This is a genomic window from Bradyrhizobium ottawaense (assembly GCF_002278135.3).
Classification (GTDB): Bacteria; Pseudomonadota; Alphaproteobacteria; order Rhizobiales; family Xanthobacteraceae; genus Bradyrhizobium; species Bradyrhizobium ottawaense.
Map to the genome: position 1 here is coordinate 5207167 of NZ_CP029425.2, position 20838 is coordinate 5228004.

Sequence of the window (20838 nt, forward strand, 5' to 3'; positions counted from 1 at the left end):
TGCCCGCGTCATCTGAAGACGCGGGCAGCCTGAGATCAAAACTGAAGACCGGGAGGAATGTCCTGCTCCCCGATATTGACCAGAGACAGGCTCGAGAGAATCCACTCGCGCAGCGCACCAAGCGAGCGGCTGTATTCGAGCCAGTTATCGACATAGGTGCGGAAGCGGGTATCGACGTCCACGCGCACGCCGCAGCAGGTCGGTTGCGAGGCAACCGGAGTCGGGATGACGACCTTGCCCACCTTCGCATTCTTCTTGACCGTCACCAGCGAAAGCATCGCGACCTGGATCAGGCAATCCGCCCGCCCGGCCTGCACCGCCAGCACGGCCTCGTCAGGCGTCTTCAGTGCGACCAGCGTTGCCTTGGGCAGCGTTCGGCGCGCGTAGAGATCGTGGGTAGAGCCGATATCGACGGCAACCCGCACCTCCGGCTTGTTGAGATCTTCCCAGGTCTTCGGCTCAAAACCGGGCTTGGCGATGACCGTAAAGGTGTTGTTCATGATCGGGCGCGTGAATTCGACGATCAGGGCGCGCGAGGGCGTCGGGCTGAGGCCGAACATGATGTCGATCTTGTTGCTCTGAAGATCGAGGACCGAGTTGCCCCAGGTCGATTCGATGATCTCGACCTCGGCCTCGAGCGCCTTGGCGAGATCGGTCGCCATGCTCACGCAAAAGCCCGACCACTGCCCCGTGGCGATGTCCTTGTGATAATAGGGCTCCGTCCCGACAATTCCGGCGATGCGAAGCTTTTTCGTCCTGCGAATTTGAGCAAACGTGCTCTCGGCCGGCTGCGTCTGGGCGACGGCCTGGGACACGGCTGAGCCGGCCGCCATAGCCGCCGCGGCGGCGCCGAGCCCAACGAGCGATCCGATTTCACGACGATTGACCATATCAAGCTTCCCCTCTTCGGTTGAATTCCTCAAACCCTGATTATGACGCGAGATCCGGTCGATCAATCTCTGCGTTCCCTAGGCCGCTCTCTTGGTGGAGAAGCGTCCCGCAAAATCGTTCGTCTCGGAGCTGCGCGCCTCGCTGGCCAGCCGGCCGCCCTCGCGTGTCGCGAGAAAATCGGCAAGGCTCGCATCCTCCTGCCGCACGAATCCCCTTGCCGGAAGCTTGCCCGCAAGGAACAGCTCGACCATCGCAACGCAGCCGGCAGCCGTGGTAAGCTGGATCGCGCCGAGCTCCGGACGTCCGTCGTAGCGCAGCACGACGCTATCCTCTTCCATCCGCCCATTGCGTTCGCCAATACCGGTCACGAAGATCACGACGACGTCCTTTCGCGTGAACGGCGCTGCGCGGTTGAGGATGCGACGCATGGTTTCGCGATCGTCGGCAAGTCCCAATCCCTGGAGCAGGAGCTTCATGATCTCGGCATGGCCGGGATAGCGCAGCGTCTTGTAGCTCATGTCGCGGACCTTCCCGGCCAGCGTCTCCGTCAGCGTCCCGAGGCCGCCAGAGGTATTGAACGCCTCGTATGCGACGCCGTCGATCATCACGCTCTCGACGCCCTCGAGCGCGGGCACCGATATTGGCTTGCCATCGAAGACGATCTCGCAAGGATTGCAATATTCGTTGATCAGGCCGTCGACGGACCAGGTGACGTTGTAGCGCAGGGCATTGGTCGGATAGAGCGGCAGTGCGCCGACCCGCATCTTGATGGCTTTCACCGTTTCGAAACGGGCCGCTATATCGGCTCCGAGCACGCAGATGAACCCCGGCGCAAGCCCGCATTGCGGCGCCAGGATCACGTCGGCGGCTGCTGCGATCTCCTTGATGTAGGCCGTTGTCACCACGTCTTCGGTCAGGTCGAAATAGTGCGTTCCGGTCTCCACAGCTATCCGCGCGATACCCTGATTGAGAAAATACGGACAGGCGCTGACGACGATATCCTGATCCTTCAGGAAACCGCGCACCGCATGGAGATCTCCAGCGTCCACGATCTTGGTAGCGAAGGTTTGCCCGGCGCTCAAGCCGAGTTGCGCCTCTGAAGCGTCAGCCAGGGTAACTTTGTGTCCCTGGTCCGCCAGCATCCCGGCGATCACGGCGCCGATCTGCCCGGCCCCCAAAACTGCGATGCGTTGCGATGAATGAGCCATTTCGAACCTCCCTAGAGAGCAGCCTGGACGCCAATCGCCGCCGGGTCGGCGCCCACCTTCTTCAGCCACGAGAACACCGGCGGCAGGCGATCGGCGATGGATTCGACCGCGACGTCGACGAAAACCGGCTCGCTAAGCGCGAAAGCCTCACGCAAGGCCGTCTCCAGTTGCACCGGCGTCTCGACGCGGAAGCTTCGTATCCCGTAGACGGCGGCGAGCTTGCTCATGTCGTAACGGCCGAAATCGACGCTGAATGTCGGGTCGTTGACCGGTGCTGGCCTTCCGGCTCCGGAGGCCTTGCGGGCGTGGTCACGGTCGACGACCCGCTGGAGCGCCTTGATCCAGCCGAAACATGCGTTGTTGAAATGAACCAGCACCGCCGGGATCTGGAGCCGCGACAGCGTCTCCAGTTCACCCGCCGACATGCCGAGCGAACCGTCGCCGAACAAGCCAACGGGCCTCAGATGCGGCGCTGCGAAATAGGCCCCGATGACGGCGGGGATGGCATAGCCGAGCCCGCCGTAGAAGCGGGGAATCACGAGCCTGGACTGTGGATCGCGCAGGCGCAGGAAGCGCGTCGCGTAGGGTGTCGGCGTGCCGGCATCCGACACCACGTTGCAGGGCACGGGCATGCAACGGTTGAGGGTCTCGATGACCCGCTCGGGACGCAGGGGAATCGCGTCGCTCTCGAGATGCGGCGCCATCACGTCCCAGAACTCCGCGCGGCGGTGGTTGATGTCGCCGACCCATCGCGCCGTGGTGGGCGCATGATCCATGGGTATTTTGGCAAGCAGGGCATCGATCACGGCACGCGCGTCGCCGACGAGCGGATGGTCGATCGCGTAAGTATTGCCGATGACTTCCGGCTCGAGATCGATCTGGACGATCCGTGTCTCGCCATTCGGCACCGGCCATTGCCAGTTCATGGTGGCGACCGAGCCCATGCGGCAGCCGACATAGATCACGAGGTCGGCACGTCCGAGCGCCCACACTGCATGCGGATGGAAGCCGTTGTCGCCGATGATGCCAATGCCGAGCTTGTGGTCATCGCGAATGACGCCCTGCCCGGTGATCGTGGTGACGACGGGAATGCCGAGCCGTTCGCCAAACGCCGTGATGGCAGCCGCCGCGCCGGATCGATTGGCGCCACCGCCGGCGACGATCAGCGGACGCTCGGCTGCAAGAATGGCCTTGATTGCGGCATCGAGATCGCCATCGGGCGGCCTGCTTCGGTATGACGGCGCCGCTCGGCACTGCGGCTCGACGTGCAATGAAACGGTAGCCTGCGGAAGCTCCTGATAGAGAACGTCCTCAGGCAGCGCGAGGACAACGGCGCCCGGACGGCCGCCGGTCGCCTCGCGGAAGGCGCGGCGCACGAGCTCGGGCAATTTTCCGACATGACCGAGCGTCTCTGCGCGCTTGCTGACCGGCTTGAACAGCTCCTCGACGGGCAGCTCGGTGAGGGTGCCGCGGCCGACGCCGGGCTGGGGAATATCGTTCACGAGGAGGACCAGCGGCACCGACGACTTGTTCGCTTCGGCCACGCCCGGCAGACCGTAGAGCGCGCCCGCGCCGCTCGGCACCTCTGCCACACCGGGCTTTCCGGACAGGCGCGCATAGCAGTCCGCCATGAACACCGCAGAGCGCTCGTCGCGGCACAGGATATGACGCGGCGCATCCCTCGTCGTTCTCAAAGCCTCGTAGAAGGCGACGTTCGTATCGCCGGGGACGCCAAAAATGACCTCGACACCGTATCCGGACAGCATGCTCACGAGAGCGGACGCACCATTCATTTTCTAATGCTCCTTGTCCTTTCTTTTATTCAGGAGCATAGGCGCGACATAAATATCCAAACCGCCGGCTATAGGAACAATATAGTTACAATCCGTCGGGCTAAGTTCTATTTCGATGGGAAATGAGAAATTCTGCCAAGAAATGGAGCAGCGACAGCCGCTGTGAGGCAGTGTTTTGCCCATGCCTTGTTCATCTTTCGAATTTTCTGGCGAGAAGAATCGACGACGTTGTCCGGCGAACACCTTCCATCTCGGCGATCCAGTCGATGATCTCGTCGAGATGTGTTGACGTCGCGCAATTGATCTTCACGAAGAGATCGAACGGACCGCTCAGCGTGTAGCAGTGAACGACTTCGGCCTTTTTGCGCAGGGCGGCAATGACGTTGCCTTGCTGCTTGACTTCCAGCTCGATCAGGATGATCGCCGAGATCGCCGTGACATGATCCTGCTTACCGAGAACCGCCGTGTAGCCGGCGATCATTCCCTCCTTTTCCAGTCTCGCCATTCGCCCCTGCGCAGTCGCGCGGGACACGCCCAGTGCCTTGGCGATGTCGGAAATCGACGTCCGCGCATTTGCGATCAGGATGTTGAGAAGATCCTGGTCTTTCCTGGCATCCGCCGGACGCGCCATTTACAGCCCTCCAAAGTGACAGTTTCTGAACAAAACGAAGGGAAATTATTGCGCTCTGCCGGAGAAAGTCCAGCTCATCATGATGAACGGTCCGGCGCAGTCTCCGCGACCAGCCACTCCCGGAAAGCCGCGAGTGGCGGGTACTTAGCCCGTTCGGAGGGCCAAACCAGATAATAGCGCTCGGGACTTTCCATGGGCAGGTTGATGGCGCGAACCAGCTTGCGGCTCGCGAGTTCATCCTGGATGAGGAAGGTCGGCAGAAGCGCCACGCCGAGGCCGGCGATCGCCGCTTGGGCTGCGGTCGCGAACTGGTCGAACACCATACCCTGAGCCGTCCTGGCTGGCACATCGTGAACGGAAAACCACCGGTCCCACGCGTGAAAGCGGGTTGAGATGCTCAGCAGCGGGGCCTTCCGGAGATCGCCTGCAACTCGGAAGCCATATTGTCTCTTCAACCCAGGACTGCACGCAGGGACGACTTGTTCGGATCGCAGCAGCGCCATCTCGGCACCGGGCCACTCCGGTTGACCGAAGTGAATCGCCGCGTCCAGGGATTCGGACCGGAAATCGAAATAGGACAAGCGGGTCGTGAGATTGATCGTGATCCCGGAATTGGCAGCCAGAAACCTGGGCAGGCGCGGTGCGAGCCAGCGGGTGCCGAATGTCGGCAGGATAGCGAGATTGAGAGTCCCTCCGCTCGGGTTTGCATGGAGATTGAAGGAGGCGGTGCTGATCTTGTGGAGCGCATCACGAATTTCGCGCGCGTAGGACTCGCCGACAGAGGTCAGTCGAACGGTCTGACGCTCGCGGATGAAGAGTTCGACCTCGAGCTGTTCTTCCAGGATCTTCATCTGTCTGCTAACGGCGCTTTGGGTCAGTCGAAGCTCGCGCGCAGCGAGCGTCATGCTGCCGGTCCGCGCAGTGGCTTCGAACGCCGCCAGGACGGCGGTTGAGGGAAGAAAGCGACGAGGTGTTTGCGGATTCATCCCAACTCATTCAAATTCAGAATGACATTCTGAGCAAACATCGTTTGAATTGGCCGATTAGGCAAGGTCTATTCGCAAGCATCATAACTAAATTGCATGATCCCAACCCTGACGGCCGATCCGCCGTTGACGGAGATTTTGATGCCAGCGCTGCGCGCGGACGCAGACGAGATCCGCACTCTGTTTTCCCGCGCCATGTCGGACATGTACCGGGTCGAGGTGCCGCAATACGGCACACTGATGGAACTCGTCGACGACACCAATCGCGAAACGCTGCGGCAGCACGAGCAGCTTCGTGCGAGCCTCGAACGAAACGATGAACTCGAGCGGTTGAACGTCGAGCGTCACGGCGCCATTCGCCTGGGGCGCGCCGACGAACTGTTCAACATGCGTCGCATCTTTGCGGTGATGGGGATGCGTCCGGTCGGCTACTATGACCTGTCGGTGGCCGGCGTGCCCGTCCATGCGACGGCCTTTCGGCCGATCGACGATGCCGCGCTCCGGCGCAATCCATTCCGGGTATTCACCTCGCTGCTGCGCCTCGACCTGATCGAGGATGAGAGCCTTCGCGCCCAGGCGGAGCGAATCCTCGGCAAGCGCCGCATCTTTACGCCGCGCACGCTCGAGCTTGTGAGCATTTTCGAGACGGAGGGTCACTTGACCGTCGCGCAGGCGGAAGAGCTTGTGCGCGAAGCGCTCGACACCTTCCGTTGGCATAGCGAGGCGACGGTCAGCCTTGAGGACTACAAAAGACTGCATGACGCCCATCGGCTGATCGCCGACGTGGTGAGCTTCAAAGGCCCTCACATCAACCATCTGACGCCGCGCACGCTGGACATCGATGCCGTCCAGGCCGGGATGCCACAACGCGGCATTGCTCCGAAGGCGCTTATCGAAGGGCCGCCGCGCCGCGACTGCCCGATCCTGCTGCGCCAGACCAGCTTCAAGGCGCTCGAAGAACCGATCCTGTTCAGGCAGGCGAATGCCGCAAAGGTAGCCGGAACACATACGGCCCGCTTCGGCGAGATTGAGCAGCGCGGTGTTGCCCTCACGCCTAAGGGCCGCGAGCTTTACGACCGATTGCTAGCCTCCACGCGCCAGGCAGGTGCCACCGCACGCGACTACGGCAGCGAGCTGACCGAGCGTTTCCAGGCGTTCCCGGACGATTGGTCGGAGCTTCGATCGCAAGGGCTGGCCTTCTTTCGATATTCGGCGACGCCCGCAGGCATTGAGGCCTGCAAGAGCCATGCTCCGCCATCCAGCCTCGATGATTTGGTGTCTGCGGGCTTTCTGCGCTACGATCCGATCGTCTACGAGGATTTCCTCCCTGTCAGCGCGGCAGGAATCTTCCAGTCGAATCTCGGCACCGACCAGCAGCAGAACTACGCCGCGCACTCCAACCGGGCTGCGTTCGAAACCGCCCTCGGTGCTGAGGTACACGACGAAATAAAGCTGTACGCGCAGACGGAAAGGGATTCCCTAGAGCAAGCTCTGGTCCAGCTCGGGTCACCGCACCTCGCACGCCGGGCCATGGCCTGATCGAACCGCACTTCAACCGTTCAAGAGAAAACCGCCATGACGACCACAACCCAAATCGCAACACGCACCATCAAATCCCTGGCGGGCGAGGCAGACGCGCTCCTGAGCTCACTCGGCGTTAAGCGCAACCGGTACACCGGCGGCAAGCTGATTGCGCGATCGCCGATCACCGGCGAGATCACGGGCCATGTCAACGAAATCGGCGCCGCCGACGCGCAGGCGGCCATCGACAAGGCGCATGCGGCCTTCCTCGAATGGCGACTGGTGCCTGCGCCGAAGCGCGGCGAGCTCGTCCGACTTCTCGGCGAGGAGTTGCGCGCCAACAAGCAAGCGCTCGGCAGGCTCGTATCGATCGAAGCCGGCAAGATCGCGTCCGAGGGCCTCGGCGAGGTCCAGGAGATGATCGACATCTGCGACTTCGCGGTGGGCCTGTCGCGCCAGCTCTATGGCCTGACCATCGCAACCGAGCGCAGCGAGCACCGGATGATGGAAAGCTGGCATCCGCTCGGCGTCACCGGGATCATCTCGGCGTTCAACTTCCCCGTCGCGGTATGGTCGTGGAACGCGGCGCTGGCTCTGATTTGCGGCAACAGCATTGTCTGGAAACCGTCCGAGAAAACACTGCTGACCGCCCTTGCGACGGAAGCGCTGTTCGATCGCGCGCTGGAGCGCTTCAGAGCGGAAGGCGGCAAGGCGCCGGACGCGCTTTCCACCGTTCTCTTCGGCGGCCGCGATATCGGTGAAATCCTCGTCGATCACGCCAAGGTCCCGCTGGTGTCGGCGACCGGCTCGACGGCGATGGGTCGAATCGTCGGACCGCGCCTGGCAAAACGCTTTGCGCGCGCGATCCTGGAGCTCGGCGGCAACAACGCGGCAATTGTCGCGCCGAGCGCCGACCTCGACCTGACATTGCGTGGTGTCGCGTTTGCCGCCATGGGCACGGCAGGCCAGCGCTGCACGACGTTGCGGCGTCTCTTCGTTCACGACAGCGTCTACGACACATTCGTGCCGCGACTGAAGCGCGCCTATGAGTCCGTCACCATCGGCGACCCGCTCAAGGAGAGCACCCTGGTCGGTCCGCTGATCGACGCAGCAGCCTTCGCCTCGATGCAGAAAACGCTGGGCGAGGCCCGCGTCGCCGGCGGCTCGGTGTTCGGCGGTGAGCGAGTCCCCTACGACGGTGCTGATGAGGCCTACTATGTCCGCCCGGCGCTGGTCGAGGTCGCAGAACAGACTGGCCCCGTCGTGCACGAGACCTTCGCGCCCATTCTCTATGTGATCAAATATAGCGACTTCAACGCGGTGCTCGACCTGCACAACGCAGTCCCGCAAGGACTCTCCTCCTCGATCTTCACCAACGATTTGCGCGAGGCCGAAGCTTTCCTGTCGGTGCGCGGATCGGATTGCGGCATCGCCAACGTCAATATTGGCCCATCCGGCGCCGAGATCGGCGGCGCCTTCGGAGGCGAGAAGGAAACCGGCGGCGGACGCGAGTCAGGCTCGGACGCCTGGAAGGCTTACATGCGCCGCGCCACCAATACGGTCAATTTCGGCCGGACATTGCCGCTCGCCCAGGGCGTCAAGTTCGACGTGGAGTAGAGAGCCGATTGATGAACGCTCCCTTCCCTGGTTCGACGTCATTCAGCCCCTCCCACCGCCTCTCTGCGATTGGCGTGTCGGAGATCCTGAAGATCAGCGGGCTCGCTGCGGAGATGAAGCGCCAGGGCCGGGACGTCATCATCCTCGGCGCGGGCGAGCCTGACTTCGACACGCCTGATACAATCAAGGATGCAGCCGAGCGCGCGATGCGCGCCGGTGCAACCAAGTACACCGCATTGGACGGCGCGCCGGAGCTTAAGGCCGCCATTCGCGCCAAGTTCAAGCGCGATAACGGGCTCGAATTCGCGCAGGACGAGATCACCGTGTCGGCCGGCGCCAAGCAGGTGCTCTTCAACGCCATGATGGCCACCATCAACCCTGGCGACGAGGTCATCATCCCGACGCCGTTCTGGGTAACTTACGCCGACATCGTCGCGATCGTCGGCGGAACGCCGGTGCTGGTGCCATGTTCCGAGGCCAATGGCTTTCGGCTTTCGCCGGAAGATCTCGAGCGCGCCATCACGCCTCGAACGCGATGGGTCATGCTGAACTCGCCGTCAAATCCATCCGGCGCAGCCTATTCGGAAAGCGACTACCGACCGATCCTCGACGTGCTCCTCCAGTATCCGAATGTCTGGCTGATGGTGGACGATATCTACGAGCATATCGTCTATGACGGCTTTCGCTTCGCCACGCCGGCGGCAATCGAGCCGGCTCTGCGCAACCGGACGCTGACCGTCAACGGCGTTTCGAAGGCCTACGCGATGACCGGCTGGCGCATCGGCTATGGCGGCGGGCCAAGCGCTCTGATCCGGGCGATGGCCGTCGTCCAGAGCCAGTCGACCTCCTGCCCTTCTTCGGTCAGTCAGGCCGCAGCCGTCGAGGCGCTGAACGGCCCGCAGGATTTCGTCCGCGATTGCTGCCGGTCGTTTCAAGAACGGCGCGACCTCGTCGTCGGCGCATTGAACGGGATCGAAGGCATCGCCTGCCGCGTGCCTGAAGGCGCCTTCTATACGTTTGCGAGCTGCGCCGGCGTGATCGGAAAAATCACGCCTGAGGGGCGAACATTGGAGAGTGACAAGGACTTTGCTGAGCATCTGCTGCACGCGGCGGGCGTCGCAGTCGTTCCGGGTTCGGCGTTCGGCCTCTCACCCTATTTCAGGATTTCCTACGCGACCTCCGCTGTCGAGCTCGAAGATGCCTGCCGACGCATCGCACGCGCAACTGCGCAACTCTCGTGAACGCACGAAGAGAATGTTGAGAGGTCTCACCCGCACCACGTCATCGCGATACCCGATATGCTGGCCGGCAATTACCGGCCACGATCACGACCAGCGACGATCGGCTCGCGTGGGCTCGCCATCCGCGACAGCGCTTCGATGAAGACCGGTTCCCATGCCCGGATATGGCGCCTGAGAAGATTGGTCAGGGCTTCCTCCTTGCCGGCCATCGCAAGTTCGAGGATCTGATAATGCTCGGCTGCGGATTCATTCTGGCGGGCAAGACCCGCGCGCGACTTGATGCCGTAAAGCCGCATCTGATCGCGCAAACCCATCACCATTTCGGTGAGACGCGGATTGTCCGCCGCCTCCGTCAGCAATTGGTGAAAGTTTCGATCGGCCTCGAGATAGAGCCTGATGTCCTCCGCCTTGACCGCGCGCGCAACCTCATCGGCAAACGGAACGAGCTTCTTGAGATTCTTCTTTGGCTTGCGCGCAACGATCGCCGCAGCGTGAAGCTCCAGCACCTCGCGGAGGTCGAACAGATTGCGTAGCTCGGTCAAGGTCGGCTCGACCACTTTGAAGCCGCGGTTGCGCATAGGCTCGATCAGCCCGCTGCGGGCCAATTCGAGCAGCGCTTCCCTGACCGGGGTCGTCGACACACCAAGGCTGGCTGCGAGTGTCGGCACCGAATACATCGATCCTGGCATGCTCTGCCCGGAAATGATCTCCGCGCGCACCTGCTGCAGCACCTGCTCCCTTAGATTCTGATCCATCCCGCTCCCGCTTCGTCGGCTCCGGAATCAACCGGTTCGTCCGCGGCACAATAGTCAGGTTTGGTCACGGCACAATAAATAGGCTTGACGAAGAATACGCCACATATGAGGATATGTAACGCTTTACTGTAGCGCATTACTTATCCACCTTCGGACGGTCTGACACCTCATATGGCGCAGCGCGTACCCGGCTATTGCACGCTTTGCCGATCCCGATGCGGATCGACCATGGTCGTCGAAAATGGCCGACTGACTGCTGTCGAGACCCTGCCCGGACATCCGACCGGAGGAGCGCTATGCGCGAAGGGGCGGGCCGCGCCCGAAATGGTGCACAGTCCGCGCCGCCTCAGCAAACCGCTTCGCCGGACCGCGCCCCGAGACGCGGCGGATCCCGGCTGGATCGAAATTTCCTGGGATGAAGCGCTGGACGATATCGCCGGGAAGCTCGGCGACATCAGCAAGACATCCGGAGCCGAAGCGGTGGCCTTTGCCGTGACCACGCCGAGCGGCACGCCGATGGTCGACAGCTTCGAATGGGTCGAGCGCTTCATTCGCTGCTTCGGCAGCCCCAATCTGATCTACGCGGTCGAGATCTGCGGCTGGCACAAGGACTATGCCCATGCGCTGACTTTCGGACGCGGCATCGGCGCTCCCGACTATGACCGAGCCGACGCCATCGTGCTGTGGGGACATAATCCGGCCCGCACCTGGCTTACCCAGGCAACGCGCGTCGCCGACGCACGGCGGCGCGCCGCGCAGGTCGCTGTGGTCGATCCCAAACCAAACGGCTCCGGACAGCAGGCCGATATCTGGTTGCGTATCCGTCCCGGTGCGGATGGCGCGCTGGCGATGGGCGCAATCCGGCACCTCATCGCCACGAACTCCTACGACGCGGAGTTCGTGACGCGCTGGACCAACGGGCCGTTGCTGATCGACACCGACACGGGCCGCTTCGTTCGCGCGAGCGAACTCTGGGCCCAGCAATCAGACGGCAACTTCGTCGTGCTGGATCGGTCCGGAATGGCGCGTGCCTTGGATCCAAGCCTTGCGACCCTCGACTCCGCTTCCTGCGAGCTCGATGCTGGTGCAACACTTGCTGCGCTGGATGGGCGTACGATTACCGCCGCGACAGCCTTCCGTTTGCTGACCGCCGAGACCGCTCCCTACACTCTCGCGCGCGTGGCGGAATTGACCTGGCTCGACGAGAGCAAGATCGCGGATTTCTACCGACTGTTCGAGAACAGTCCACGGCTCGCTTATCATTCCTGGACCGGTGTCGGCCAGCACACCAATGCGACGATGATCGAGCGGGCGATCGCGACGCTCTATGCCCTCACTGGCGCCTGCGATCGGCCGGGCGGCAATGTCTGGCTGGCGCCTCCTCCGACACGCACCGTCAACGACTATTCCCTGTTGGCGCCGGACCAAAGAGCCAAGGCGCTCGGCCTCGACGAATTGCCGCTCGGGCCGCCGAGCAGGGGATGGATCACGGCAAGGGACTTCAGCCGCGCAGTCCTGACCGGCGAACCCTACCAGGTGCGGGCACTGATGAGCTTCGGCACCAATTTCATCGTCTCGCAGGGTCATTCGTCGCGCAACCGCGAAGCGCTACGCGCGCTCGACTTCCACGTCCACGTCGACATGTTCATGAACCCGACGGCCGAGAATGCCGACATCGTGCTGCCGGCCAACATGCCCTGGGAACGGGACGCCCTGAAGATCGGATTCGAGATCACACAAGAAGCCGTCGAGACGGTCCAACTCCGGCCGCAGATGTTACCTCAGCTAGGCGCTTGCAAAGCGGACTATGAAATCGCCATCGAACTTGCAGTCAGGCTGGGCCTGGCCGATCAGTTCTTCGGCGGCGACATCCGCGCCGGCTGGAATTATCAGCTTGCACCGCTCGGTGTGACGGTTGACGCGTTGCGCCGGCATCCCGAGGGCATGCGCTTCCCGCAGCCGCTTCATCACGAAAAATACGCTCTCGCACGACAGGACGGGACGGTCACCGGCTTTGCCACGCCCACGCGCCGCGTCGAGATCTATTCGGAACTGATGCTTGAACACGGCTACGCACCGCTGCCGGGCCACATCGAGCCTGCCGAAAGTCCGCTCGCTGACCACGCCGACAGCCGCTTTCCACTGGTGCTCACGACGGCCAAGAGCGGCTGGTTCGTCCACTCGTCGCATCGTCACGTCGCCTCGCTTCGCAAGAAAACGCCAGATCCGGCGATCGAGATCAACTCAACGCTGGCAGCCGCGCGTGACCTCAGGGATGGTGACTGGGCGATCGTCAAGACCCCCACCAGCGAAGTCCGGCTGCGCGTGCGGCTGAACGAGGCGCTCGACGACCGCGTCGCCGTCGCCGAGTTCGGCTGGTGGGAGGATTGTCCGCCGCTCGGACGTGGCGCGATCCAGCCTGAGGGATCGCCGACGTCGAACATGAACGATGCGCTCAGCGATGCGGCCCGCGATCCCGTGAGCGGCTCGGTGCCGTTGCGCGCCACGAGTTGCGACATCCGCAAGGATGAGACCGCGAGCCGCGGCCACTGGACCGGCAAACGCGACTTCGCGGTCTCAGCCATTCATCGCGAGACCGACGACGTCGTCGCACTGGAGCTCTTGCCGCAGGACGGTGGCGCGCTTCCCGCGTTCCGCCCGGGACAGCACGTCATGCTGAGCCTCCCGGGACTCGATGTTGCCCGCGCCTATTCGCTGACCGGCCATGGCGGCCGCGACGTTCTGTCGATCGCGGTCAGGAAACGCCGGTCCGGTGTTTTCGGAGCCGCAGACGATACCGTTCACCTGTCCGATCACGTTCATCGTCTGGCGGTCGGCGATCACGTTCGGATCGAGGCGCCCCGGGGCATTTTCACGCCGCCTCTGCACGGAAACCGGCCGCTGATTTTCCTCGCCGCTGGAATCGGCATCACGCCGTTTATCGGTCACCTCGAAGCGTTGGCTAGACTGAAGCCGGCCGAACGAGTCGCCCGGGTGCTGCTGCTCTATGGTTGCCGCAACCGCGGCGAACACGCATTTGCCGGCCGGTTGCGAGAACTCGCAGGCCTGCTGCCGGAGCTCGATCTCGTCACGGCGTATTCGGCGCCGCGCGCCCAGGATCGTCGTCCCGCGGACTACGACTATGCCGGACGGCTGGACCTGCTGGCGATCGATCCGCTGCTGCCACTGCGGCCGCTCGCCTATCTCTGCGGTTCACCGGACTTCACGGCATCGATGACGGCCCGACTGGTCGAGCGTGGCATTCCGCGCTTCGACATATTCACGGAAGCCTTTGCGTCTCCGCCGATCGTGCCGCGGACGCTGAGGGCGCAGACCGTCCACATCGCCGACAGCGACGATAGCTTCACCTGGACGCCGGAGCTTGGCACCCTTCTCGATGCGGCCCAGGCGGCCGGCGTCGCATTGCCGAGCGGCTGCCGCGTCGGCCAATGCGAGAGCTGCCGCATGCGCGTCGTCGAGGGCAAATTCGTACAGCTCGGCGGCGACGACGGCGCGACCGACCAGTGCCTGACCTGCCAATCCGTTCCGCTCTCGGAGCTCACGCTCGCACTTTGCTCGGAAAATGTCTTGAACTGAACGCAACACCAACGCGACTATGGGGGCCGCAATGACCGATACCACGGATAAAGCCATCTTCCTCGACGAAGCAGCGACACGAACGAACCCGCTTGCGAGATTCTCGCAGTACATGGTCCGCTTCGCCGAGCGCTGGTTCCCCGACGCATACGTCTTCGTTTTGATCGCCGTGGTCGTGATCGCGCTCGGCACCATCGTGCATGGTGGCTCACCACTTGCCGTCAGCCGTGCCTTTGGCGACGGCTTCTGGAATCTCATTCCGTTCACGATGCAATTGGCGCTTGCCGCGGTCGGCGGCTATGTCGTCGCGATGTCTCCCCCCGTTGCGGCATTGATGCGACGGCTGGCCGGCGTGCCCTCCACTGCGCGCGGTGCCGTGGTGTTCGTCGGCGTGCTCAGTATCCTGCTGTCATTGCTGAACTGGAGCCTGAGCCTGATCTTCTCCGGCCTCCTGGTGCGCGAAATCGCACGACGCAAGGACATCAAGCTCGACTATCGCGCCGCCGGTGCGGCTGGCTATCTCGGCCTTGGCTGCGGCTTCACGCTCGGCATCACCTCATCGGTCGCCCAGCTTCAGGCCAACGCGGCCAGCATTCCAGCCTCGCTGCTGCCGATCACCGGCGTCATCAGCTTCTCCGAGACGATCCTGACGTGGCAAAACCTGGTCACGATCCTGGTCGTGACCGCCCTATCGGCGGTGATCTGCCATCTGACGGCACCCAACGAGGCGCTGACGAGAACCGCGGAGGATCTCGGCGTCTCTCTTGATGACGACCGGATCGAGCCGAAGAAGCCGGCCCGGCCCGGCGACTTTCTCGAGTTCAGCCCCGTTCTGACCATCCTGATCGTGGCGCTGGCGTCGGGCTGGCTCTGGCAGACCTTTCAATCCGGCAATCCGCTGATCACCCTGTCAGGCCTGAACACCTATAATTTCGTGTTTTTGGTGCTCGGCATTCTCCTGCACTGGCGCCCCCGCAGCCTCCTCGATGCCTTTTCGAAGGGAACGCCGAGCATCTCGGGCCTGCTGTTGCAGTTTCCTTTCTATGCAGGAATCGCCCACATGCTGACCAAGGTACCAAACAGCAGCGGTCTGACGCTTTCCGATACCGTCGCCCACTGGTTCGCAACCGTCTCGGCCAACTCGACCGTCTTCTCGTTCCTGATCGGGTGCTATTCCGCGGCGCTGGGCTTCTTTATCCCGTCAGCCGGTGGCAAATGGTTCATTGAGGCGCCCTACATCATGAAGGCGGCCAACGAAATCGGAGCTCATCTGGGCTGGACCACCATGGTCTACAACATCGCGGAGACGCTGCCGAACTTCATCAATCCGTTCTGGATGCTGCCTCTGCTGGGCGTGCTCGGGCTGAAGTCGAAAGACCTCATCGGCTACACGTCCGTGCAATTCTTCGTACACTTTCCGATCGTCATGATCCTGGCCGCAATTTTGATGACGACCTTCACCTACCATCCACCAATTCTGCCTTGATCGAACGTCGGACCTGATCATGCGGGATGCCGGGACCTCACCGCCCGGCATCCCGAGGTGCGATATCAGATCGAATCGCCGCGAGCCGATTGCACGTTGCTGGTCCCTGTATAAAACTAGATGCAAGAGGGAGCGGCTCGCCACGACGTCAATTCTTCTTCACTGCAGTTCGCGTAACTCCATATCGAACATCAAGCTCTGCTCACAAGAAGACGTTCAGCGACGGCGCCTTTTCGCGAATGCCCTACGCGACGCTCTCGAAGCCGCCCAAGCGTCCACGTGCGTCACATCACGTTAAGGAACGATAGCTTCACACTTGCCTTCAATGGAATCGGGGTAACTAATTTCCGGGACGCCGTTGCCAGGCGATGGCTAGGCCAATCAGGCGTTGTCGCTCCGGTCCGTCGGCGGCCATGGCGAGCTTCATGGCCGCTTCCGCTTCGCGCCGAGGATCGTAATCGCTCTCCATCGAACGCAAATGTAGTCGCGGATCGTAAATGATCACACACAGGGGGACCGTAAGAATCCGGTCCCCCCTGTGCCGGCATCGACGCTCATCGAGAACCGGGAGCAGCCCGGAGCAACTCGCCGGTGACGGTATCGAACTTCGCCTTCACCGGGAGTCCGCTTTGACGGTCGAAGATGCGGGTCTTGAAGACGCCGTCGTCCAGCTCGAATCTGCCGAGATCGTAACCGAGGGCGTCGATCTGCCGTTTGAGCTGGTCCGCCGCCATCGCCCCGGTTCGCGAGGTCCGCCGCGCCCGCCGAGGGCGATCTCGAACTCGCCACCGACCAGGCCATCGAGGCCTGCGGCGGGGACGCCCGGGAGGTGGTGAAGGCGCTGCTCGTGGCCAATGGTTTTCTCGAGGCCGAGCTCGCCGAGATGCGGGCATCGGTCTCCACCGGCTATGCGCGAGGCCGGTTCGACCCGTTGCGCGATCGCAAGGAGTAATCGCGATGGACGTAACCTACTACGTCGCCCTGCCCTTCGTTGCCGCCGACGACGGAGTTGCCGCCGGCGAAGCAACCGAGTGCCTCTCGGCGAACGCAGCCGTGATGCGCGCCGAAGCGCTCTCGCGCGAGCCCGGCATCATGGGCGCGGTCGCCTTCTCGCGGACCGGAGATCTGTCCAGTGGCGACTTCGGCGATGCCAAGCTGATCCGGAAGTTCGGCGAGGTGCCGGAGGATCTGAGCGCGCTGTGACCGATCGATACGAGCTCGGATCACTCGTCGCTCGGACCGGCGGCATCTTCCGGCTCGAGCAAGCTCAGCGCGGTCTCGATGCTCGCCAGCAACGTCTCGATCCTCGCGCTCGTTTGGTCCAGGATCGCTCTAGTCGGTCCAGGAGCCGCTGCTTCTGCGCAAGCAGCTTTGCGACCGTCGACATCGCAGCTCCCCATGTTCGTTCACTCGCAGACGAGTTGGTGCGCCGGCGACGATCTTGCCAGTCTCGGCCTCCTATCGGTCGACGCCACGGATCACGCGGGACGCTGCAGGGATTGCCCGCTTCGGTCGCCCAGCAGCCTGCCGCTGATGCTGTTGACGAAGTGCACCGCCATGCAGGCCGGGCACCGCACGGACACATAGGTGTCGCCTGTTTCGGCGCGCTCCGGCCGGTCCTTGTCCAAGCGGTGCTGGACGTTCACGCCGGTGCGCGGACACTTGAAAAGGATCTGACGCTGCATGAGGCGACTTTGCGCCCGGACGCGCATCCACGAAATTGCGGTCGACTACTTAAGGACCCTTCCGGCGTTTGCGGTGTGTCAAGGCGGACGGCATGCCCGAGGCTATGCTTTCCAGGGTATCGGCGCGCTCGCGTTCCGATACCCCGGAAGCGGAGCTCGGACTCCCAGGCACTCCGGGCGCCGCTTCAGAAACGGGGTTCAGACGATCGCGACCAAGGGGTTGGCTCCAGAGAGCGACCCTGCCGGCATTTCGATGGAACGAAGCAGGCGACCCGCGGGTTGGACGAATTCGGATCCCGGAATGGAAGACAGATGGACAATCGGCCTCGGCGATCCTTCGGACGCCGGGGCTGATCTTTTTCTGGCGCTACTTGGCCGGCGGCCGCAGCGGGCTGTCCGCCCACCTTCTGGCCGTCGGGTCGTGCAGCGGGTCATCGTCGCAGTTGGTGCAGACGTACCGCTGTCGCCCTTCGGCAACATCGTCGGGCACGACAACCATCGGCCGGCCGCACGTCGGGCACGCCTTCCTGACCGGATAGCGTACTGCCATCTAACTTCCCCTGCATTTCCAATCTAGTTTCCCTGACTTCGCCGACTCAAGCGGATCGCGAAAAATTGTCGGGGACGAACGCCCAACGCGCATCTGCTCGCGACGCCTTGACCTCGTCCAGCGCGATGTAATCAACTGTCGCCACCTGATGTTGTGGGGAAGTGGCGTCACGGAGCATGAGTTCTATAGGGGTCTCGCGCAGCGGGTGCGTGGCATCGCCGAGCTGGCCGAGCCGTTCATCAGGCGGCGCCTCCTGAAGCTCGCAGAGTGGTACGACGCCAAAGGGCCATCCGCCATAAATAGTCACTGCATTGCCGCGCTTAAGCTTCGTGCCAATCCCAGCAGAAGGACAGCATACAATAGTTCCCAAACGGCAGGTGAACGGCGAATGGGATCGTCGCGCTACCGGCTCAACATGTTCACTGCGAAAGGTGCGCCGATTTCTGCAGAGCAGCGGCAAACATCTGCTGCATCGCGTTAGAGATGTCGCTGGCGCTGTCGGCCTGGAAGAAGAAGCTCGGTGATGCGCAGGACTTTAGCGTGGACGCGATATTGCTAGCGATAGAAGAGCCCTATCCTATGCGAGGTCAGGTTGGCCCACGCTCACAACGGTTTGGTTGCAGGTTCGAATCCTACCGGGCCAACCAACGAAATAAGTCGCGCTCAACAAGCCTCGTTTCGCGTGCCCGCGCCAGAATGCCCTCTTTGTCCGCCATCCGAGTTCAGCAGGCACTTTGTACCCCGTGGCAGACCAGTTCTGCCGCCCTGCGATCGTAGATTCGGCGGATGGCTCGCACGAATTGGCCTGACCAGGCAGCTCAAGGGTAGATCTTTCCCGGATTCATGATCCCATTGGGATCGAGTGCGTTCTTCACGGCCTTCATCAGCGCAACGCCTTCGCCATGTTCCGTTTGCATGTGCACGATCTTGTGGAGCCCTATGCCGTGTTCGCCCGAGCAAGTGCCACCCATGGCAATGGCGCGGCGCGCGGTGCGGAAGGCGAGCGCCTCGGCGCGTTCAGTCTCTAGCGCGTCCCCGGGATCAAATAGGATCCCGAGATGGAAATTGCCGTCGCCGACATGGCCGACGATCGGCGCGGTTAGACCGGAGGCAACGATATCAGCCTTGGTCTCCAAGAGGCAGGCCGGCAAAGCAGAGATCGGCACGCAGGCATCGGTGCCCATATTGTTCTTGCCGGGGCTTAGCGCCATCACCGCTTGATAGGAACTGTGGCGCGCCTTCCAGAGGCGATTGCGGTCCTCGGGGCGTTCCGCAAACTGGAATTCACCGCCGCCGTGGTCCGCGGTGATCGCCCGCATCATCTCGACCTCTTCCTGCACGCCGGCCGGGGTGCCGTGGAATTCGAGGAACAGCGTTGGCGTCTCGACATAGTCGAGCTTCGAATAGCTGATCGCGGCGCGCATCTGCACCTCGTCGAGCAGCTCGATGCGGGCCATCTTCAGATTGGACTGGAGCGCCGCCACGACGGCGGCGACCGCGCCTTCGAGCGAGGCGAATTGGCAGACGGCGGCGACGATCGTCTCCGGCAGCCCGTAGAGCTTGAGCTGGATCTCGGTGATGACGCCGAGCGTGCCTTCGCTGCCGACATAAAGGTGAGTGAGATCGAGACCGGCGGAGGATTTCCGCGCCCGGCTGCCGGTGCGCACGATGCGGCCATCGGGCGCGACGACGGTGAGGCCGAGAATGTTCTCGCGCATCGTGCCATAGCGCACAGCATTGGTGCCGGAGGCGCGCGTCGAGGCCATGCCACCGATCGAGGCGTTGGCGCCGGGGTCGACCGGAAAGAACAGGCCGGTGTCGCGGATTTCGGCATGGAGGGCTTCGCGCGTGACGCCGGCTTGGACGCGGCAATCGAGGGAGTCCGGCGAGACGTCGAGGATCTTGTCGAAGCGGCTCATGTCCAAAGACACGCCGCCGGCCAGCGCGGCGAGCTGTCCCTCGAGCGAGGACCCCGCGCCAAACGGCGTTACCGGGACGCGACGCTCGTTGCAGAGCGCGAGGACGAAGGCGACCTCTTCGCTGGTCTCGGGAAAGAGCACGAGATCGGGCGTGCCGACCGCCGGCAGGCCCTCGCCATGGCTGTGCTGGTCGAGCACCGCCTGCGTGGCCGTGACCCGCGCGCCGAGGCGCTCGGCGAGCCGCGTCTTGACCTCGGCGATAATCCCGGGCGCCGGGCGCGGCAGGGCGTGGGCGTTCATGTCGGCCTCCTTCTTGTCCCCGCCTCCATCTGCACCAGCGCCCCGCGGCTTTCAAGCCGCGACGGCATTCAGCAGGCGCGAAAAGGCGAGCATGCCGGGATCATCGAGCCCGATGGTGCGCTCGCCGAACATGCGGGCGCGTCCGAGCTTGTTCGGTCGGTCGCGGAATGCCGCGAGCGTTTCGCGGGCGGCATGCTGCGCGGCTTCAGAGGCCTCATCGCGCGTCTTGCACGCGTCGAGCGCAATTGTGACCGCGTCGATCATGTCGATCACGGTCTTGTCGCCGAGCTTCGCCCCGCCACGCGCCATCATCTGATCGCGGACGGATGCGAGGAGGCCACCCAGCTCGTCCCAGCCGATCTCGCTGCGTCCCTTGGTCGCCTTCGCAAGCGTCATCATCGCGACCGTCACCAGCGTTCCCAGGCTGGACCCCGTGCCGCTGGCGCAAGCCTTGGCGCAGGCCTGGAAGACGCTGCCTATGTCCGTCTCCTGATCGGGAATGGCAGCGGCAATGGCCTCGAACAGCCGGCGCAGCATCACGCCGGTGTCGCCGTCGCCGATCTTGCCGTCGGCGGCGTTGAGGTCGTCCTGCGCGAGTGCTGCCGCCTCCCTTGCGCAAGCGGCCGCATGGCGCAGTGTATTGGTCGTGATCGCCACG

Annotated in this window: 17 protein-coding genes; 7 read left to right on the forward strand and 10 right to left on the reverse strand. The window is 63.1% G+C overall.

Features of this window, described 5'->3' with window-relative positions; translation table 11 throughout:
• Positions 1 to 35: 35 nt before the first annotated feature.
• The 5 genes from CIT37_RS25095 to CIT37_RS25115 form a co-directional block, all read right to left on the reverse strand.
• The gene (locus CIT37_RS25095) at positions 36 to 890 is read right to left on the reverse strand and encodes a transporter substrate-binding domain-containing protein (protein WP_095425798.1); all 855 of its coding nucleotides are present in this window, start codon (positions 888 to 890) and stop codon (positions 36 to 38) included.
• Between the two features lie 78 nt (positions 891 to 968).
• Entirely contained in the window at positions 969 to 2099 is a 1131-nt protein-coding gene (locus CIT37_RS25100; RefSeq protein WP_095425797.1) for a saccharopine dehydrogenase family protein, read from the reverse strand.
• A gap of 11 nt (positions 2100 to 2110) precedes the next feature.
• Positions 2111 to 3892 (reverse strand): thiamine pyrophosphate-binding protein, encoded by a 1782-nt coding sequence (locus CIT37_RS25105; protein WP_095425796.1) that lies wholly within the window; start codon positions 3890 to 3892, stop codon positions 2111 to 2113.
• Positions 3893 to 4082: 190 nt separating this feature from the next.
• Positions 4083 to 4523, reverse strand: a complete 441-nt coding sequence (locus CIT37_RS25110; RefSeq protein WP_095425795.1) for an Lrp/AsnC family transcriptional regulator — start codon at positions 4521 to 4523, stop codon at positions 4083 to 4085.
• A gap of 77 nt (positions 4524 to 4600) precedes the next feature.
• Positions 4601 to 5509 (reverse strand): LysR family transcriptional regulator, encoded by a 909-nt coding sequence (locus CIT37_RS25115; protein WP_095425794.1) that lies wholly within the window; start codon positions 5507 to 5509, stop codon positions 4601 to 4603.
• Positions 5510 to 5650: 141 nt separating this feature from the next.
• Between CIT37_RS25115 and hglS the strand changes: the two genes are divergently transcribed.
• The 3 genes from hglS to CIT37_RS25130 are packed head-to-tail and all read left to right on the forward strand — an operon-like array spanning position 5651 to position 9888.
• Positions 5651 to 7048 carry a 2-oxoadipate dioxygenase/decarboxylase HglS gene (hglS, locus tag CIT37_RS25120; RefSeq protein WP_095425942.1) on the forward strand — a complete coding sequence of 466 codons (1398 nt, stop codon included), beginning with the start codon at positions 5651 to 5653 and terminating at the stop codon, positions 7046 to 7048.
• Between the two features lie 36 nt (positions 7049 to 7084).
• A complete protein-coding gene (gene amaB / locus CIT37_RS25125) occupies positions 7085 to 8647 on the forward strand; it encodes an L-piperidine-6-carboxylate dehydrogenase (RefSeq protein WP_095425793.1) in 1563 nt (520 codons plus the stop codon).
• Positions 8648 to 8658: 11 nt separating this feature from the next.
• Entirely contained in the window at positions 8659 to 9888 is a 1230-nt protein-coding gene (locus tag CIT37_RS25130; RefSeq protein WP_095425792.1) for a pyridoxal phosphate-dependent aminotransferase, read from the forward strand.
• A gap of 71 nt (positions 9889 to 9959) precedes the next feature.
• Here the strand turns inward: CIT37_RS25130 and CIT37_RS25135 are convergent, their stop codons facing one another.
• The gene (locus CIT37_RS25135) at positions 9960 to 10643 is read right to left on the reverse strand and encodes a GntR family transcriptional regulator (RefSeq protein WP_095425791.1); all 684 of its coding nucleotides are present in this window, start codon (positions 10641 to 10643) and stop codon (positions 9960 to 9962) included.
• 228 nt (positions 10644 to 10871) lie between these two features.
• On the opposite strand from CIT37_RS25135, the gene CIT37_RS25140 reads away from it, so the two are divergent.
• Positions 10872 to 14240: a molybdopterin-dependent oxidoreductase gene (locus tag CIT37_RS25140; RefSeq protein ID WP_244611274.1), complete on the forward strand. Its 3369-nt coding sequence runs from the start codon at positions 10872 to 10874 to the stop codon at positions 14238 to 14240.
• Between the two features lie 31 nt (positions 14241 to 14271).
• Positions 14272 to 15726, forward strand: a complete 1455-nt coding sequence (locus CIT37_RS25145; protein ID WP_095425789.1) for a short-chain fatty acid transporter — start codon at positions 14272 to 14274, stop codon at positions 15724 to 15726.
• Between the two features lie 554 nt (positions 15727 to 16280).
• Here the strand turns inward: CIT37_RS25145 and CIT37_RS25150 are convergent.
• Positions 16281 to 16460, reverse strand: a complete 180-nt coding sequence (locus CIT37_RS25150; protein ID WP_161966475.1) for a PepSY domain-containing protein — start codon at positions 16458 to 16460, stop codon at positions 16281 to 16283.
• Between the two features lie 95 nt (positions 16461 to 16555).
• Here CIT37_RS25150 and CIT37_RS25155 point away from each other — a divergent pair, with 95 nt between their 5' ends.
• Positions 16556 to 16678 carry a hypothetical protein gene (locus CIT37_RS25155; protein ID WP_275937767.1) on the forward strand — a complete coding sequence of 41 codons (123 nt, stop codon included), beginning with the start codon at positions 16556 to 16558 and terminating at the stop codon, positions 16676 to 16678.
• A gap of 5 nt (positions 16679 to 16683) precedes the next feature.
• Positions 16684 to 16929: a hypothetical protein gene (locus tag CIT37_RS25160; protein WP_095425787.1), complete on the forward strand. Its 246-nt coding sequence runs from the start codon at positions 16684 to 16686 to the stop codon at positions 16927 to 16929.
• Positions 16930 to 17204: 275 nt separating this feature from the next.
• On the opposite strand, the gene CIT37_RS25165 is transcribed toward CIT37_RS25160, so the two are convergent.
• The 3 genes from CIT37_RS25165 to CIT37_RS25175 form a co-directional block, all read right to left on the reverse strand.
• A complete protein-coding gene (locus CIT37_RS25165; RefSeq protein WP_095425786.1) occupies positions 17205 to 17411 on the reverse strand; it encodes a hypothetical protein in 207 nt (68 codons plus the stop codon).
• A 1368-nt stretch (positions 17412 to 18779) separates the two neighbouring features.
• Complete coding sequence (locus CIT37_RS25170; protein WP_095425783.1) at positions 18780 to 20180, reverse strand: FAD-binding oxidoreductase; 1401 nt, start codon at positions 20178 to 20180, stop codon at positions 18780 to 18782.
• A gap of 51 nt (positions 20181 to 20231) precedes the next feature.
• Positions 20232 to 20837 (reverse strand): dihydroxyacetone kinase subunit L, encoded by a 606-nt coding sequence (locus CIT37_RS25175; protein ID WP_095425782.1) that lies wholly within the window; start codon positions 20835 to 20837, stop codon positions 20232 to 20234.
• Between the last annotated feature and the right edge of the window lies 1 nt (position 20838).

What these genes read in the sequence shown, in the direction of transcription:
- hglS (WP_095425942.1), top strand. Translation starts at nt 5,651, where the DNA reads ATGCCAGCGCTGCGCGCGGACGCAGACGAGATCCGCACTCTGTTTTCC.
- CIT37_RS25140 (WP_244611274.1), top strand. Translation starts at nt 10,872, where the DNA reads ATGGTCGTCGAAAATGGCCGACTGACTGCTGTCGAGACCCTGCCCGGA.
- CIT37_RS25145 (WP_095425789.1), top strand. Translation starts at nt 14,272, where the DNA reads ATGACCGATACCACGGATAAAGCCATCTTCCTCGACGAAGCAGCGACA.
- CIT37_RS25110 (WP_095425795.1), bottom strand. Translation starts at nt 4,523, where the DNA reads ATGGCGCGTCCGGCGGATGCCAGGAAAGACCAGGATCTTCTCAACATC.
- CIT37_RS25170 (WP_095425783.1), bottom strand. Translation starts at nt 20,180, where the DNA reads ATGAACGCCCACGCCCTGCCGCGCCCGGCGCCCGGGATTATCGCCGAG.
- CIT37_RS25150 (WP_161966475.1), bottom strand. Translation starts at nt 16,460, where the DNA reads ATGGCGGCGGACCAGCTCAAACGGCAGATCGACGCCCTCGGTTACGAT.
- amaB (WP_095425793.1), top strand. Translation starts at nt 7,085, where the DNA reads ATGACGACCACAACCCAAATCGCAACACGCACCATCAAATCCCTGGCG.
- CIT37_RS25095 (WP_095425798.1), bottom strand. Translation starts at nt 890, where the DNA reads ATGGTCAATCGTCGTGAAATCGGATCGCTCGTTGGGCTCGGCGCCGCC.
- CIT37_RS25160 (WP_095425787.1), top strand. Translation starts at nt 16,684, where the DNA reads ATGGACGTAACCTACTACGTCGCCCTGCCCTTCGTTGCCGCCGACGAC.
- CIT37_RS25105 (WP_095425796.1), bottom strand. Translation starts at nt 3,892, where the DNA reads ATGAATGGTGCGTCCGCTCTCGTGAGCATGCTGTCCGGATACGGTGTC.
- CIT37_RS25135 (WP_095425791.1), bottom strand. Translation starts at nt 10,643, where the DNA reads ATGGATCAGAATCTAAGGGAGCAGGTGCTGCAGCAGGTGCGCGCGGAG.
- CIT37_RS25165 (WP_095425786.1), bottom strand. Translation starts at nt 17,411, where the DNA reads ATGCAGCGTCAGATCCTTTTCAAGTGTCCGCGCACCGGCGTGAACGTC.
- CIT37_RS25100 (WP_095425797.1), bottom strand. Translation starts at nt 2,099, where the DNA reads ATGGCTCATTCATCGCAACGCATCGCAGTTTTGGGGGCCGGGCAGATC.
- CIT37_RS25130 (WP_095425792.1), top strand. Translation starts at nt 8,659, where the DNA reads ATGAACGCTCCCTTCCCTGGTTCGACGTCATTCAGCCCCTCCCACCGC.
- CIT37_RS25115 (WP_095425794.1), bottom strand. Translation starts at nt 5,509, where the DNA reads ATGAATCCGCAAACACCTCGTCGCTTTCTTCCCTCAACCGCCGTCCTG.